Below are 15,212 nucleotides of genomic sequence, written 5' to 3' on the forward strand. Positions count from 1 at the left end.
CCACTGGGGTCGTGGCCGGAGAGACAGAGGACAACGGGGCGAGAGCAGTAGATATTCATGGTGCGCGAGCTTACCACCAAACGCTTTTTGCGTGGCTGTCTGGCGATGGCAGAAGTTTGCCGCTGCGGCGCGACTTGCCGTGGCTGCGCGCTGCACGGAAATGAGCTGAAAGCATTGCCCTAGAGCTGTCCTAAAAAAAGATCCAGCAGTGGCTAATGGCTTTTACTGGCTATGCTAAAGTGCATCCAAACAACTTACTGTATCGCCGGTGTACGTCTTCTCAAAAGGAATGGGGGGCTTTTGACACAACCGGACCAGGCTACGCTGGGGCTCTATGCGCTATTTGCTGATTTTTTTATTGTGCGGGCTGCCGATGCTCGCCAGCGCCGTCGAGTTCAACCAGGACACGCGAAGCCTCCCGTTGGGCCGGGTCATGCAAGTGCTCGAAGACCCAACCGATGCCCTGACCATCGCCGATGTCAGCTCCCCCGCCTATGCCGCCCAGTTCAAGACCCATGACAAAGACACCCTCAATGCCGGCTATTCACGCTCGGTGTTCTGGCTGAAGGTCAACCTGCACTACACCGCCACAGACCCCCGCGCGCCACGTACCTGGTTTCTGGAGCTGGCCTACCCGCCGCTCAATCGCCTGGACCTTTACCAGAACGACGGTACCGGGAATTACCGCCTCACCGCCCGAACCGGCAGCGCGTTGCCGTTTTCCAGCCGAGAGGTGAGCCAGAGCAACTACCTGTTCAAGCTCAGCTTCTTGCCCGAGCAGCAACAAACCGTCTACCTGCGCTTGCAAAGCCAAGGCTCGATCCAGGCACCGCTGACATTATGGGCCGGCACCGCCTACATGGAGGAGCAGCCGCTGCGCTTGTACGTACTCGGCGCCATCTACGGTGTGTTGCTGGGCATGCTGATCTACAACCTGTTCATCTACCTGAGCGTGCGCGACACCAGCTACCTCTATTACATCCTCTATATCGCCTCGTTCGGCTTGTATCAGCTGTCGGTCAATGGTGTGGCGGTGGAGTACTTCTGGCCGAACAACCCGTGGTGGGCGAATGCGGCGGTGCCCTTCCTGATCGGCTCGGCGGCTTTGTTCGGCAGCCTGTTCGCGCGCAGCTTCCTGCACACCGCGCAGCACAGCCGCTGGCTCAACCGCATCCTGCTGGCGCTCGCAGCCTGTGGTGGGTTGGTGATGGCGCTGGCGTTGTTGACCAGTTACGCCGTGGCCCTGCGCCTGGCCACTGCGCTGGCGCTGGTGTTTACCGTGACCATCTTCGTGGCGGCCATCAAGGCCTGGTACTGCGGGCAGCGCATGGCGCGTTATTTCATCATCGCCTGGTCGGCCTTTCTGCTCGGCGGGGTGGTCAATACCCTGATGGTGCTGGGTTACCTGCCTAACGTGTTCCTGACCATGTACGCCAGCCAGCTCGGCTCGGCCATTGAAGTGGCGCTGTTGTCCCTGGCCCTGGCCGACCGCATCAACGGCATGCGCGAACAACAGGCGCAGATTCTGCTCGATGCCAGCCAGAAACTCGAAGCGCTCAACCAGCAACTGGCCCGCAGCAACCGCCTCAAAGACGAATTTCTCGCCACCCTGACCCACGAATTACGCACGCCGATGAACGGTGTGATCGGCTCGCTGGAGCTGATGCAAACCGTGTCATTGGACGATGACCTGACGCAGTACCAGCAAACCGCCGCCGGCTCGGCGCGGGACATGATGCGCATGGTCAACGGCATCCTCACCCTCACCGAGTTGCAGGCCGGTCGCCTGGTGGCCCAGCCGCAGGTATTCAGCCTGCGCGGCGCGCTCGATACCTTGCGCCAGCAATTCACCGGCAGCGCCCAGAGCAAAGGCCTGGCGTTCTCCATTGATGTGGCCGATGAGGTGCCGGATCGGCTGATCGGCGATGCCGACAAACTGCTCCAGTGCCTGGATTGCCTGCTCGATAACGCCTTCAAATTCACCCACGTCGGCGCGGTGCGCTTGCGGGTGGTGGGCGTGCCCCAAGGGAATGGCGCCTTGCACCTGAGCTTTATCGTCACCGACACCGGTATCGGCTTCGCCTTTCTCGATGAAGCCACGCTGTATCAGCGTTTTTTTCAGCTCGATGGCTCGATGACGCGTGAATACGGCGGCCTGGGCATTGGCCTGGCGATCTGCCGGCAGTTGATCGAGCTGCTGGGCGGGCGCCTGACCCATCATTCGGAGCCCCGTAAAGGCAGCCGCTTCCAGTTGGAAGTGGACGTCAGCGCCGTGCCGCAGCAGGCGACGCCGGCTGCGCAGGCTTTGCCTTCACAGCGTGCGCCTCAGGAATGCACGGTACTGTTGGTGGACGACAACAGCGTGGGTCAACTGGCGGTGCGCGGCATGTTGCTCAAGCTGGGTTACCGGGTCAAAACCGTGGAAAGCGGCCCGGCGGCGCTCGCTGCATTGCAAGCGCACAGCTTCGACGCCGTACTGCTGGACGTGCCTGAGGGTGGTTTCTCGTTGTGCTGCCAGATTCGCGCATTGCCCGGCTGCGGTGAATTGCCGGTGATTGCCCTGAGCGCTTCGCCCACTGGGCCGGAGCGTGAGCGTTGCCATGGCATTGGCATGACGGATCGGCTGGCCAAGCCGGTGCGTTTCGATGCTTTGCAGGCGGCGCTTGAGCGTAGCGTGCTGTGCGCGGATGAGGGTGAAAGCGCCGAACATTCGGCGCGTATGCCACTTTTTTAAGCGCGATGGCGATGCTTAACTGGAAAAACCGGCCTCAATCGATCTGTGTTTTTTTGTAGGAGCGAGCTTGCTCGCGAAGAACCTCAACGATAACGCGCCCCTCCTGGGTTAGCGCGTTGCTCTCAGGTTTTTCGCGAGCAAGCTCGCTCCTACAGGCAGCCTGAAATCGATGCGGCCTTTTTTCCAGGAGGCCCGTCATGAACCTGCATCAGTTTGCCGAAACCCACGACGTCACCAACCAGCCACCGTCCCTGGACGGCACCAACCTGTATCGCATCGACTTGCCTTTGCAGGAATGGTCGCGCCGCTTTGGCGCTGGCTGGGCCGAGTCGCGCATGGATGCCTACGGCGCGCTGGCGGGTGGGCCGTTGATGGCAGCCGGGTTCCTGGCCAACCAGAACAAACCGGTGTTCAGCAGCCATGACCGTTATGGCCATCGCATCGACCTGGTGGAGTTTCACCCGGCTTATCACGAGCTGATGCGCACCGCCGTCGAACATGGCCTGCCGTCGTTGCCGTGGGCCCATCCCCAGGCGGGCGCCCATGTGGCGCGTGCGGCAATGACCTACCTGCACAGCCAGGCCGAGGCCGGCAGCGGCTGCCCGCTGACCATGACCTTCGCCTGCGTCCCGGCCCTGCGCCTGCAACCGGAGCTGGCGGACCTCTGGCTGCCTAAAGTCCTCAGTACCCAATACGACCCGCGCAATGTCGGCATCGCCCACAAGGCTGGCGCTACTATCGGCATGGCCATGACCGAGAAGCAGGGCGGCACCGACGTGCGCGCCAACACCACCCGCGCTTACCCCGTGGGCGCGAGTGGCCCTGGCCAAGCCTACGAGTTGGTGGGGCACAAGTGGTTCTGCTCGGCACCGATGTGCGATGGTTTCCTGACCCTGGCCCAGACCGACAAGGGCCTGACCTGTTTCCTGCTGCCCCGGCACCGCCCGGATGACACGCGCAACGAGTTCTACATCCAGCGCTTGAAGAACAAACTCGGCAACTGCTCCAACGCCTCCAGCGAAGTGGAATTTCGCGGCGCCCTGGCGTGGATGGTCGGTGAAGAAGGCCGCGGCGTTCCAACCATCATCGAAATGGTCGCCATGACCCGCTTCGATTGCATGGTCGGCTCCAGCGCCTTGATGCGCCAGGCGCTGACCCAGGCCAGCCATCACTGCGCCCACCGCCAGGTGGGTGGCCGGGTGCTCAGCGAGCAGCCGCTGATGCAGAACGTGCTGGCCGACCTGGCCCTGCAAAGCGAAGCGGCACTGGCCTTGAGCCTGCGCATGGGGCGCGCCCTGGATCATCTTGATGATGCGCATGAAGCCAAATTCGCCCGGCTGGTCACGGCCGTGGGCAAATACTGGATCTGCAAGCGCGCGCCCGCGATGATCAACGAAGCCGCCGAATGCATGGGCGGTGCCGGGTATGTGGAGGACAGCATCCTGCCGCGCCTTTACCGCGAGGCACCGGTGAATTCGACGTGGGAAGGTTCCGGCAATGTGCAGTGCCTGGACGTATTGCGTGCACTGTCCAAAGAGCCGGGAGTACTCGAAGCGCTGTTCGTGGAGCTGGGCGATGGCCACGGCCACAAACAGTTGGCGCGGCATATCGAGCAGTTGAAGGCGGCGTTCATGGACACCCAGGATATCCAGTATCGGGCGCGGCAACTGACCGAGGACATCGCCCTGGCGTTGCAGGCCAAGTTGCTGTTGGAGGCGGGTAATGCGGCGGTCAGCGATGGGTTTATTGCCAGCCGGCTGGGTGAATCGTCGGGGCGGGTATACGGCACCTTGCCGCGTGGCGTCGACGTGGAAGCGATTGTCGCCCGCTCAACCCCGCAATCCCTCTGAATAAACACAGTCCAAATGTGGGAGCTGGCTTGCCTGCGATAGCGGTCTATCAGCTACATAATTGCTGGCTGGACCACCGCTATCGCAGGCAAGCCAGCTCCCACCTATCAACGCATTCCACTTCCGGTGTTTCGGTGAAGCCTGGATACAGGCAAGATAAAGGCCTGCAAGTCAGAACACAGGATGCTTACCGTGACCGAAGCTTTTGTTGTCGTTAAAACCGCCGAAGAGGCCGTGGACCGGCTGGCGGCGCTGCATGAGCGTGCGACTGGCGCGCTCAACCAGGCGCTCAAGCAATACCTCAAGGACCGCGTGGAGCCCGACGCCGAGCAACGCGCACTGTTTCGCTACCCGGAACTGCGCCTGACCTACCACTGCCACGGTGAAGTCCCCCAAACCACTCGGGCGTATGCCAAGGTGCAACTGCCGGGTACCTACAGCGTCACCGTGACCCACCCGGCCGCGTTCCGTAAGTACCTGCTGGAGCAACTGGTGCCGCTGATGCACGACTTCACCGTGACGGTGGAAGTGGGCGTCAGTCAGCAGAACATCCCGTACCCCTATGTGGTGGAGCAGGGCGATGAACTGGCCGGCTCCGGCGTCACCGCCGCAACCCTGGCCCGTGTATTCCCCAGTACCGACCTGTCCGCCGCCACCGACGGCATTGCCGATGGCCTGTACGACTGGGAAAACACCGACCCACTGCCCCTGGCCCTGTTCGATGCCGCCCGCGTGGACTTCTCCCTGCGTCGCCTGGTGCATTACACCGGCAGCGACTGGCGCCATGTGCAGCCGTGGATCCTGCTGACCAACTACCACCGCTACGTGGACCAGTTCATCCTGCATGGCCTGGAGCAACTGCGCAGCGACCCGCGATTTATCCGCATGGTGTTGCCCGGCAACGTGGTGATCGACAAGAGCATGGACCACGGCGAAGCCTCGGCCATTGCTGCCGGCGTGGTGTGGCACCGCTACCAGATGCCGGCGTATCACCTGCAGGCCACCGACGGCCATGGCGTGACCCTGGTGAACATCGGCGTGGGTCCGTCCAACGCCAAGAACATCACCGACCACCTGGCCGTATTGCGCCCGCATTGCTGGCTGATGATCGGCCACTGTGGCGGCCTGCGCCAATCCCAGACCATCGGCGACTACGTACTGGCCCACGCCTACATGCGCCGCGACGGGATTCTCGACCGCGTGGTACCACCGAACATCCCGATTCCGGCCCTGGCCGAAGTGCAGTTGGCGCTTCAGCAGGCGGCGGCCAAGGTCACTGGCGAAAAAGGCGAAGAGCTGAAAAAACGCCTGCGCACCGGCACCGTGCTGACCTATGACGACCGGAACTGGGAACTGCGCTGGGCCCAGGAGCGCCCGCTGATCAACCTGTCCCGCGCCGTGGCCGTGGACATGGAAAGCGGCACCATCGCCGCCCAGGGTTACCGTTTGCGCGTGCCTTACGGCACCTTGTTATGCGTATCCGACAAGCCGCTGCACAGCGAGATCAAGCTGCCGGGTTCGGCCAACGCGTTCTACGAGCGTGCGGTCAGCCAGCATTTGAAGATCGGCATCGAGGCGGTCGACCTGTTGCGCACCGAACTCAACTCGTTGCACTCGCGCAAACTGCGCAGCTTCGACGAACCGCCGTTCCGCTAAGCGGTTGGGATGGTCATTTGGCGGTCAGGCCACTAGCATTGTCGGTCCTGACCGTTAGATGTTCCTTTGCCATGTCCCGTCCCACTCGTCCCGATTCACGTCGCCCTGGCGTGAAACCTCCGCACTCTGCCGCTCGCCGCGTTGCCAAGGCGCCTCCGGCCGAGCCGAAGTTGATCCTGTTCAATAAACCGTTCGACGTGCTGACCCAGTTCAGCGACGAAGGTGGGCGTGCGACGCTCAAGGATTTTATTGATATTCCCGGTATTTACCCGGCGGGGCGCCTGGACCGTGACAGCGAGGGCCTGCTGCTGTTGACCAACGATGGTCAGCTACAAGCGCGGATTGCCGACCCCAAGCACAAACTGGCGAAAACCTACTGGGTGCAGGTAGAAGGCGAGCCCACCGAAGAGCAACTGCAACGCCTGCGTGACGGCGTGGAGCTCAACGACGGCATGACCTTGCCGGCCGAGGCACGGCAACTGGATGAACCGGCATTATGGCCGCGCAACCCGCCGGTACGTTTTCGTAAAAGCGTGCCCACCCACTGGCTGGAACTGGTGATTCGCGAAGGGCGTAACCGCCAGGTACGGCGCATGACCGCGGCGGTAGGCTTGCCGACCCTGCGCCTGGTGCGCGTGCGTATTGGTGAGTGGTCGATCGACGGCCTGGATCAAGGCCAGTGGAAGGCAGTGCCGGCGCGCTTATAAGGCGCCGGATTCAATCAGGCCGATCACCACGCTCTTGATGATGAACGCGGCCACGCCCAGGCCCAGCACGAAAAACAGAATGAACGAACCAAAGCGCCCGGCCTTGGATTTCTTCGCCAGGTCCCAGACGATAAAGCCCATGAAAATGATCAGAATGCTGACCAGGCCAGTCATCATCCATTCTTCAAACAGGGCGGGATCGATGTTGTTCATGGGGCTCTTCCGACAAGACAAGCGAGCAGTATACGGCAGCGTCGCAGACGCAACATTGACCTGAGTCCTACACCATCGAACTGTGGGAGCTGGCTTGCCTGCGATAGCGGTCTGTCAGGTACCGTGATGCAAATTGGCCCGCCGCCATCGCAGGCAAGCCAGCTCCCACCGTTGTTTTCAGGTGCGCAGGTGGGTCAGGGGCAGTTCGGTGCTGTTGAGCACCTGGTTCAGCACAAAGCTGGAACGCACGCTGGTCACGCCTTCAATCCGCGTCAGGTGGCCCAGCAGCAGCTTCTGATAATGGTCCATGTCCGGCACCACCACCTTCAACTGATAGTCCGCATCCATGCCGGTCACCAAACTGCACTCCAGCACTTGCGGCAGGGTGCGGATGGCGGCTTCGAAATTCTCGAAGCGCTCCGGCGTGTGACGGTCCATGCCGATCAATACATAAGCGGTGAGGCTCAGGCCGAGCATCTTGCGGTCGAGCAAGGCGACCTGGCGGGCGATGTAGCCGTCGTCTTCCAACTGCTTGACCCGGCGCGAGCAGGGCGAAGGCGACAGGCCGATGCGTTCGGCCAGCTCCTGGTTGGAGATCCTCGCGTCGCGCTGCAATTCCGCCAGAATACTCAGGTCGTATCGGTCAAGCTTGCTCATTGGGTTGGCCTTTGTCGTAACTATTGCGGTGAATTATCCATGAAGGGTTAAAAATTGCGCAAGCACTGTTTATTGACGCAATCTTCGCAATCCTCTGCCCGCCCGGCACGCCTATGATTACCAACAGAATCACCGCCTGGACAACAGTCCACAGCAACGCGCCCAATCAGGCCCGTTGCGGCCGCCGCCCCAGCAGGGTTGAGCCGGCCTCCAGGCTGCACACTGTCCACAAGACGGCGTGAGGTGAGCCAACGTCAAAAGCGTTGAGCCAGGACGAAATTCTCAAGGGGTGGCCGACGGGTCACCCCTTTTTCTTTGTGCGCGTTTTGCCTTCAGAAAATAGTTCTCGTGACTGATAACCTGTCTCAGAACCGGGCGAGGCTTTTCCAGTCTCATGATCAAGCCCCAATCCGCAGTGAGGAAAAGCATGAAGCGCATCTGGCGTATGGCAGGTGTTGGTTTGCTGGTGGTCAGCGTCGGCTCCCAGGCGATGGCCGACGAACGTGATAACTCACCGGGACAGGGGCATGGGCCGCAAGGGCAGCACGAACGGGGCCCCGAAGGTGGGCCGCGGCCTGAGCATAACCTGCCGATTCAGGGCCGGCCCGATACCGTGCGCCAGACCCAGGAGCCGCGCCAGGGTTATTACCGTGATATCCCCCGACGCAACGATGACAACAGGCATTGGGAGGCCGGTGGCCCTGGTTCGCGTCCGGGCAATGACCATCCCAACGATAACCGTTGGCCCGGTCGTCCTGACGGGCATGGCAATGGCTGGGGCCCAGGCCCGCAGCATCGCCCTGGTTATGTCATCGACCGTTTCCCCGACCGCAATTACCGCGTGCCTTACCGTGGCCAGGATTACTTCTTCTCGGGTGGCTACTGGTACCGGCCCCAAGGCCCTCGCTACGTAGTGGTGACGCCGCCCTATGGCATTCGCGTGCATTACCTGCCGGACTACGCGCGTGAAGTGTGGGTAGGCGGCTCGCTGTTGTTCCTCGCCGCAGGCGCCTATTACGCCTACGAGCAAAGCACCCAGCAATACGTGGTGGTACAACCACCGACGCAGGTGCCATCACCCCCGCCGACGCCTCAAGGCAACGGTTATGACGTGGTGGCTTACCCGGCCAACGGCCAATCGCCAGCCCAGGTACAGCAGGACGGCTACGACTGTTATCGCTGGGCGGTGCAGCAAAGTGGCTTCGACCCCCGCACCGTGACTTACGCCCCCGACCCGGCAGTGGTGCAAACCTACCGCCAGGCCCAGGGCAACTGCCTGGGCAGTCGCGGGTATCAGGTGCAGTACTAGGTTTTGTTGCCGGTGACCACTTCCCGTGGGTCGGCGTGCACCAGCACTTCGGCTTTCGGGTATTCCCGGTGAATGGCATCGGCGGCCTGGTCGCTGATGCCGTGGGCCACCGACAGGGTCAATTCCCCTGGCAACTCCAGGTGCAACTGCACAAACCAGTGGTTGCCGGAAACCCGCGTGCGCAAGTCGTGGGCACCCAGTACGCCGGGCACGCCGCGGGCCAGTTCCAGCATGTGCTGGCTGACATCCGGCGGTAGCTCTTCGTCCATCAACACCGCAAAGCTTTCCCTGGCGATCTGGATCGCGCTCCACAGAATGTAGGCGGCGATCCCCAGGCCAAACCAGGCATCAACCTGATGAAAGCCAAAACCTGCCAACACCAGCGCAATCAGGATGCTGCCATTGAGCAGCAAGTCTGAGCGGTAATGCAGCGAGTCGGCACGCACCGCATTGGAGCCGGTCTCGCGCACCACGCGGTGTTGCAGCATCAGCAGGGCCACGGTCAGCGCCAGCGACAAGATAATCACGCCGATACTCAACCACGGTGCGCCAACAGGCTCTGGGTGCTTGAGCCGTTCATACGCCTGGAGCGCAATCAGCACCGCACTGCCGGCGATAAACAAGGCCTGCGCCATCCCCGCCAGCGACTCCGCCTTGCCATGCCCATACCGGTGATCGTCATCGGCCGGGCGCAGGGCGTAATGCACCGCCAGCAAGTTCAACAGCGAGGTTACGCCGTCGAGCAGTGAGTCGGTCAACCCGGCGAGCATGCTCACCGAGCCGCTGAGCCACCAGGCGATGGCCTTGGTCACAATCAACACACAGGCCACGCCCACCGAGGCGCGGGTGGCCAGGCGCAGAAGCCTTGCGTGTTCGGGGCTGCTGGTCATGAGCAGTCCTTACGCGGCAGGCTGCAGGCCCAGGGCCGCCAGTTGCTGCACGCTGCCCTTGAACTGGATCAGGCGCGGGTCGTCCAGCGGCAAGGTGCGGCCGGTTTCTTTCTGGATGATGCTTTGCAGCTTGGCGTTATCGACCGTGCCGTCGGCGCCGATGGCTTCGTGCAGTTTCTCGGGCGCGACCTGGGCGGTCTTGCCCGGTTCGAAGTAAATGGCGCCCGTGGCGAAGTCGACACCGAAGGCGATCAGGCCGGGGATCACATAAAACAACAGGCCGAGGGCATCGAGTATCGCGATGGTCGGGTCGATCTTGCCGTCGATCTGGCCACGGCGGTCAGGGTAGAAAATCGACCCGCAGGCGGTGAGTTGGCTCAGCAGGGTGACGGCGAGGACACCGCCGATGACACGGGAAGCGATACGCATGAAAAAGTCTCCTGAACATATTTATGGGTGACTATAAGCCAGATCGGCCAGGCGCCGATGAACCAATGTGGGAGCTGGCTTGCCTGCGATTGCGACGGTTCAGGAAATACAGCGGCAACTGTCACACCGCTATCGCAGGCAAGCCAGCTCCCACCCTCGACTGCATTCACAGCCCAAAGCGTGGGTGTTTTTGAGACCCGCATCGGCATCCGGCAGTTCGCCGTTATACTCGCCGCTCTGCTTTGGAGCCAGTATGAATTCGTTGCCGATCGATGATGTTTTACCCGCCCTGCGTGACGCCTTGGCGCATCGCCATGAAGCCGTGCTGGAAGCGCCCCCCGGCGCCGGTAAAACCACGCGAGTGCCCTTGGCTTTGTTGAATGAGCCCTGGCTCGCCGGGCAAACCATCCTGATGCTCGAACCCCGGCGCCTGGCTGCCCGTGCTGCTGCCGAACGACTGGCCAGTGAACTGGGTGAAAAGGTCGGTGAGACCGTGGGCTACCGCATCCGCCTGGACAGCAAAGTCGGCCCCAACACGCGCATCGAGGTGGTCACCGAAGGTATCCTCACCCGCCGCCTGCAGGACGACCCGGCACTGGACGGCGTGGGCTTGTTGATCTTCGACGAATTTCACGAGCGCAGCCTCGACGCCGATCTGGCGCTGGCCCTGAGCCTTAACGGTCGCGAGTTGTTTCGCGACGAGCAGCCGCTGAAAATCCTGCTGATGTCCGCCACCCTTGAAGGCGAACGCCTGGCCGGCCTGCTGGATGACGCGCCGATCCTGCGCAGTGAGGGGCGCATGTTCCCGGTGCAGATGCGCTGGGGCCGGCCGTACCAGGCCGGGGAGTTTATCGAGCCGCGCGTGGTGCAGACCATCCTCGAAGCCCTGCATGACGAAACCGGCAGCGTGCTGGTGTTTTTGCCGGGGCAGGCGGAGATTCGCCGGGTCAACCAGCAACTGGCCGAGGCCTTGGGTGATCGCCCTGACGTGCTGCTGTGCCCCCTGCATGGCGAGCTGGACCTCAACGCCCAGCGCGCCGCCATCGACCCGGCGCCGGCCGGCAAGCGCAAAGTGGTGCTGGCCACCAACATCGCCGAGACCAGCCTGACCATCAACGGCGTACGCGTGGTGATCGACGCCGGGCTGGCGCGGGTGCCGCGTTTCGACCCCGGCAGCGGCATGACCCGCCTCGACACCCAGCGCATCTCCCGCGCCAGCGCCACCCAACGCGCCGGCCGGGCAGGGCGGTTGGAGCCGGGGGTGTGTTACCGATTGTGGTCCGAAGACCAGCACGACGGTCTGGCCGCTTATGGCAGCGCGGAAATCCTCGCCGCCGACCTGGCGGGGCTGGCCTTGCAACTGGCCCGTTGGGGCGTGACGCCCAACCAGTTGGTGTGGCTGGACGTACCACCGACTGCCGCGTATGCCCAGGCTCAGGATCTGTTGCAACGCCTCGGCGCATTGAGCGAAGAAAACCTCACCGCCCATGGCCAGAAGATGGCCGAGTTGCCCGCTCACCCGCGTATTGCCCATCTGTTATTGCGTGGCCAGGACTTGGGTCTCGCCGCCACCGCCTGCGACGTGGCAGCCCTGTTGGGCGAACGCGACATCTTGCGCGGCGGCGGTGCCGATTTACACAGCCGCCTGGCGCTGATGTCTGGTGAAGAGCGTGCGCGAGGTACCCAAGGTGGCGTGCAGCGCGCCAAGCAACTGGCCCGGCAATACCGTGGCTACCTGCGCGGCAAGGCGACCCAGCCGGTGGACAGCCCCGACCACCCGCGCTGGCTCGGCGCCTTGCTGGCGCTGGCCTACCCGGACCGCGTCGCCCAGCAACGCCGCCCCGGTGGCGCTGAATACCGCCTGGCCAATGGCCGAGCAGCGCTATTTGCCGAAGCCGACAGCCTGATGAAACAACCCTGGCTGGTCATCGCCGACCTGGGCAGCCGCCAGGGCCAGCGCGAAGAGCGCATCTACCTGGCGGCGGATTTTGACCCGGCGCTGTTCGACACAGTGCTGGCCGAGCAAGTGCGCAACGTCGACCAACTCGACTGGGACGAGCGTGAAGGCGTGTTGCGGGCCGAGCGCCAGCGCAAAGTCGGCGAACTGGTACTCAGCCGCGAACCCCTGACCGGCCTCGACGAATCCGCCCGCAGCCAGGCGCTGGTCAACCTGGTGCGCCGCAAAGGCCTGGAACTGCTGCCCTGGACCCCGGAACTGCGCCAATGGCAAGCCCGTGTGATGTTGCTGCGCCAGCTGGATGCGGGCAAAACCAGCGAGTGGCCCGACCTCAGCGACAAGGCCCTGCTCGCCAGCCTGGAGCATTGGCTGATGCCTTACCTGGGCAAGGTCTCGCGCCTCAGCCATTTTGCCAACCTGGATATCTCCAGCTACCTGCATAACCTGCTGCCCTGGCCTTTGCCCCAACGCCTGGAAGAGCTGGCGCCGCAGCATGTGAAAGTGCCGTCGGGCTCCTCAGTGCGCCTGGACTACAGCGAACAGCCGCCGATCCTGGCGGTGCGCTTGCAGGAATTGTTTGGGCTGGCAGACACCCCGCGTATCGCCGGCGGGCGCCTGGCCGTGAAGTTGCACTTGCTGTCCCCGGCGCGTCGGCCGGTGCAGGTCACGCAGGACCTGGCGAACTTCTGGCGCAGTACCTACGCCGAGGTGAAGAAGGATCTCAAGGGGCGGTACCCCAAGCATTACTGGCCGGATGACCCGTTGGTGGCCGAAGCGACAGCCCGAATCAAGCCGCGTAAGTAAGCGCGATGCAGTTCAAATGTGGGAGCTGGCTTGCCTGCGATCGCATCGCTGCGGTGTCACTGAAAGACCGCATCGGCGGCATCGCAGGCAAGCCAGCTCCCACAAAAGAATAATGATGTGGGTTATTGCGCGGCAGGCAGCAGGAAGCGGGCGATAACCGGTAGATGGTTGGAAATGCGCAACGTGTCCTCCTGCCTCACCTTCGCCTCCACCCGCTTGATGCGCGGGCTGTAGAACAGGTAATCCAAGGTGCGATCCGGCCTGTCCAGGCTCGGGTCATTGGGGAAGTGCGTCAGCCATTTCTCACGATCAATCCCGCTGGATTCGCTATTGCGCGGGATCATCGGGTACTTGTCCCACAGCAGGTGCAACTCGCTGTCCGGCGAATACTGCCCGCGCTTAGCTGCGTCCAGGCGCAGGTATTGGCCCAGTGGCAGCAGGTTGAAATCCCCGCCGATCAACCAGGGCGTGCCCCGGCCTTCGAATTTATCCAGCAGTTTGGCTGTGGCTTGCACCTGTTGTTGCGCGGCCGAGCGGCCAGGTGCGCCGCCGTCCAGGCGTGTATTGAGCACCGCCAGTTGGCCGCCATCGCTCAAGGGCAGGTAAGTCAGTAGCAACGCAGGTTTAGGCTGGAACTGGCGGCTGATGAAGTTGGCTTCGGCGGCCGGCAGTTGCAGGCGCTCGGCGTGTTCGATCTGGTAGCGGCTGAGCGTAGCGAGCTTGCGCCCCACGCTACCGAAGATGTGCAGGCTGGGCACAAAGTCGGCCTTCCAGTCGAACGCCTGAGTGCTGCACGGGTACAGATCCACCAGGCGCTCCTGCAACAGCGCAAGCTGGTCCTGATAGTGGGAAGGCTTGGCGCCTTCGTCGACTTCCTGCAACAGCAGGACGTCAGGCTGTTCGTCGCGAATCACCCGCGCCACTTCGTCGAGGCTGAACGCCATGTCTTCGACGGTGGGGCGATCGTCCGGGCCGCTGCCGTCCGGGGTGTCGTACCAGAACACGTAGTTCTTGCCCGCCAGGTATTGCACGTTCCAGGTCATGACCTTGAGCGCCTGCCCCGGCAACAGCGTCGGCGCGCGGGGTGCCACGCAGCTGACAGGCAGGGTCTCTTTGTCGGCAGGGCGCCAGGTCAGGCTGTAGATCAGCGCGGCCAGCAGGCCGGCGATGATCAACAGGCTCAACAGGGTGATGCGCAATAAACGGGTCATCGGCTCGGCTTATATGCGTGTCAGAAGAGCCACGGAGCATATCACCGCACGTCGGCGTCGCCACCGATCAGCATGAATAAACGGAACAACACCACGCTGGTAAACAGTTGCAGGAAGCTGTGGGCGCTGTCCATCAGCAGCCCCAGCAACGGCGCCGGCTCAGGGTACGCCGCTACGCTGGCGCCCTTGAGCAGCCACAACGGCGTCATCACGCACAGCAGGCACACCAGGATGCGCCAGAAATGCCCACGGGTCAGGCGCAGGCTTTCTTTCATCGCCGCCAACGCCGGCATGCCGCGCAATACCAGCAGGTATTCGGCAAACGCCAACACCACCATCAGCCACAAGCCCGGCAGGAAATACAGCGACAGCCCCAGCAAAATCAGCAAGGTGCTCATGGCCGTCAGCAGGGCAAAACGCGGCCACAGGCTCAAGGCCATGGCCCACACATCCTTGGTGCGCGGCGACTCGCCCCGGGTGCGGGCGTCGAGAAACAGGATCAAGGCGCCGGTGTACAGCGGGTACACCAACAAACCCACGACCACGCTGTAGCCGGGAAACGCATCCGGGCCCAGCGTGTGGTCCAGCACCTGTTGCAGCAAGGCTTCGAGGATCACCAAGGGCAGGCACAGCTGGACGATGGCGCCCAGGTTGCGCTGGGTAAAACGGAAAGAGTCGCGCAAAACGTCTAACGGATTCATCAGGGTCATCACAGGCCTGGAAGCAGAGGGCGACACTTTAACCGATCAGGCTCAAAGGGGCGCAAACGTAAACCTTGAGTAAAGACCATTGAAA

Annotated in this window: 12 protein-coding genes; 6 read left to right on the forward strand and 6 right to left on the reverse strand. The window is 62.7% G+C overall.

Annotation, left to right across the window (positions count from 1 at the left end):
* Positions 1-334 precede the first annotated feature (334 nt).
* From GIW04_RS11025 to GIW04_RS11040, 4 genes are all read left to right on the forward strand, one after another.
* Positions 335-2,734 carry a hybrid sensor histidine kinase/response regulator gene (locus tag GIW04_RS11025; protein ID WP_120248786.1) on the forward strand — a complete coding sequence of 800 codons (2,400 nt, stop codon included), beginning with the start codon at positions 335-337 and terminating at the stop codon, positions 2,732-2,734.
* A 197-nt stretch (positions 2,735-2,931) separates the two neighbouring features.
* Positions 2,932-4,584, forward strand: coding sequence for an acyl-CoA dehydrogenase family protein (locus GIW04_RS11030; RefSeq protein ID WP_120248787.1), 1,653 nt, complete (start codon positions 2,932-2,934; stop codon positions 4,582-4,584).
* A gap of 183 nt (positions 4,585-4,767) precedes the next feature.
* Entirely contained in the window at positions 4,768-6,240 is a 1,473-nt protein-coding gene (amn, locus tag GIW04_RS11035) for an AMP nucleosidase (protein WP_161981173.1), read from the forward strand.
* Between the two features lie 71 nt (positions 6,241-6,311).
* A complete protein-coding gene (locus GIW04_RS11040) occupies positions 6,312-6,947 on the forward strand; it encodes a pseudouridine synthase (RefSeq protein WP_078466467.1) in 636 nt (211 codons plus the stop codon).
* Here the strand turns inward: GIW04_RS11040 and GIW04_RS11045 are convergent.
* Both GIW04_RS11045 and GIW04_RS11050 read right to left on the reverse strand, forming a co-directional pair.
* A complete protein-coding gene (locus tag GIW04_RS11045; protein ID WP_016773053.1) occupies positions 6,942-7,151 on the reverse strand; it encodes a DUF2788 domain-containing protein in 210 nt (69 codons plus the stop codon). The two genes, GIW04_RS11040 and GIW04_RS11045, sit on opposite strands and share 6 nt — an antisense overlap.
* A gap of 186 nt (positions 7,152-7,337) precedes the next feature.
* Positions 7,338-7,817 carry an Lrp/AsnC family transcriptional regulator gene (locus tag GIW04_RS11050; protein ID WP_003194418.1) on the reverse strand — a complete coding sequence of 160 codons (480 nt, stop codon included), beginning with the start codon at positions 7,815-7,817 and terminating at the stop codon, positions 7,338-7,340.
* A 427-nt stretch (positions 7,818-8,244) separates the two neighbouring features.
* Between GIW04_RS11050 and GIW04_RS11055 the strand changes: the two genes are divergently transcribed.
* A complete protein-coding gene (locus GIW04_RS11055; RefSeq protein ID WP_003194414.1) occupies positions 8,245-9,126 on the forward strand; it encodes a DUF6515 family protein in 882 nt (293 codons plus the stop codon).
* Here the strand turns inward: GIW04_RS11055 and GIW04_RS11060 are convergent.
* Together GIW04_RS11060 and GIW04_RS11065 are read right to left on the reverse strand one after the other, a co-directional pair.
* A complete protein-coding gene (locus tag GIW04_RS11060) occupies positions 9,123-10,016 on the reverse strand; it encodes a cation diffusion facilitator family transporter (protein WP_034133765.1) in 894 nt (297 codons plus the stop codon). The genes GIW04_RS11055 and GIW04_RS11060 overlap by 4 nt on opposite strands.
* A 9-nt stretch (positions 10,017-10,025) precedes the next feature.
* A complete protein-coding gene (locus GIW04_RS11065) occupies positions 10,026-10,445 on the reverse strand; it encodes a polyribonucleotide nucleotidyltransferase (RefSeq protein ID WP_120248788.1) in 420 nt (139 codons plus the stop codon).
* A 253-nt stretch (positions 10,446-10,698) separates the two neighbouring features.
* On the opposite strand from GIW04_RS11065, the gene hrpB reads away from it, so the two are divergent.
* Positions 10,699-13,206: an ATP-dependent helicase HrpB gene (hrpB, locus tag GIW04_RS11070; RefSeq protein ID WP_120248789.1), complete on the forward strand. Its 2,508-nt coding sequence runs from the start codon at positions 10,699-10,701 to the stop codon at positions 13,204-13,206.
* A 122-nt stretch (positions 13,207-13,328) separates the two neighbouring features.
* On the opposite strand, the gene GIW04_RS11075 is transcribed toward hrpB, so the two are convergent.
* Positions 13,329-14,417, reverse strand: coding sequence for an endonuclease/exonuclease/phosphatase family protein (locus tag GIW04_RS11075; RefSeq protein ID WP_120248790.1), 1,089 nt, complete (start codon positions 14,415-14,417; stop codon positions 13,329-13,331).
* A gap of 41 nt (positions 14,418-14,458) precedes the next feature.
* A complete protein-coding gene (locus tag GIW04_RS11080) occupies positions 14,459-15,118 on the reverse strand; it encodes a YciC family protein (protein WP_034133780.1) in 660 nt (219 codons plus the stop codon).
* Between the last annotated feature and the right edge of the window lie 94 nt (positions 15,119-15,212).

It is taken from the genome of Pseudomonas sp. PA-4-8C, assembly GCF_021606625.1.
GTDB lineage: Bacteria > Pseudomonadota > Gammaproteobacteria > Pseudomonadales > Pseudomonadaceae > Aquipseudomonas > Aquipseudomonas lactis.

Bases quoted from the DNA above. Each gene is read 5' to 3' on its own strand.
- GIW04_RS11025 (WP_120248786.1), top strand. From the start codon at position 335: ATGCGCTATTTGCTGATTTTTTTATTGTGCGGGCTGCCGATGCTCGCC.
- GIW04_RS11030 (WP_120248787.1), top strand. From the start codon at position 2,932: ATGAACCTGCATCAGTTTGCCGAAACCCACGACGTCACCAACCAGCCA.
- amn (WP_161981173.1), top strand. From the start codon at position 4,768: ATGCTTACCGTGACCGAAGCTTTTGTTGTCGTTAAAACCGCCGAAGAG.
- GIW04_RS11040 (WP_078466467.1), top strand. From the start codon at position 6,312: ATGTCCCGTCCCACTCGTCCCGATTCACGTCGCCCTGGCGTGAAACCT.
- GIW04_RS11050 (WP_003194418.1), bottom strand. From the start codon at position 7,817: ATGAGCAAGCTTGACCGATACGACCTGAGTATTCTGGCGGAATTGCAG.
- GIW04_RS11055 (WP_003194414.1), top strand. From the start codon at position 8,245: ATGAAGCGCATCTGGCGTATGGCAGGTGTTGGTTTGCTGGTGGTCAGC.
- GIW04_RS11060 (WP_034133765.1), bottom strand. From the start codon at position 10,016: ATGACCAGCAGCCCCGAACACGCAAGGCTTCTGCGCCTGGCCACCCGC.
- GIW04_RS11065 (WP_120248788.1), bottom strand. From the start codon at position 10,445: ATGCGTATCGCTTCCCGTGTCATCGGCGGTGTCCTCGCCGTCACCCTG.
- hrpB (WP_120248789.1), top strand. From the start codon at position 10,699: ATGAATTCGTTGCCGATCGATGATGTTTTACCCGCCCTGCGTGACGCC.
- GIW04_RS11075 (WP_120248790.1), bottom strand. From the start codon at position 14,417: ATGACCCGTTTATTGCGCATCACCCTGTTGAGCCTGTTGATCATCGCC.
- GIW04_RS11080 (WP_034133780.1), bottom strand. From the start codon at position 15,118: ATGAATCCGTTAGACGTTTTGCGCGACTCTTTCCGTTTTACCCAGCGC.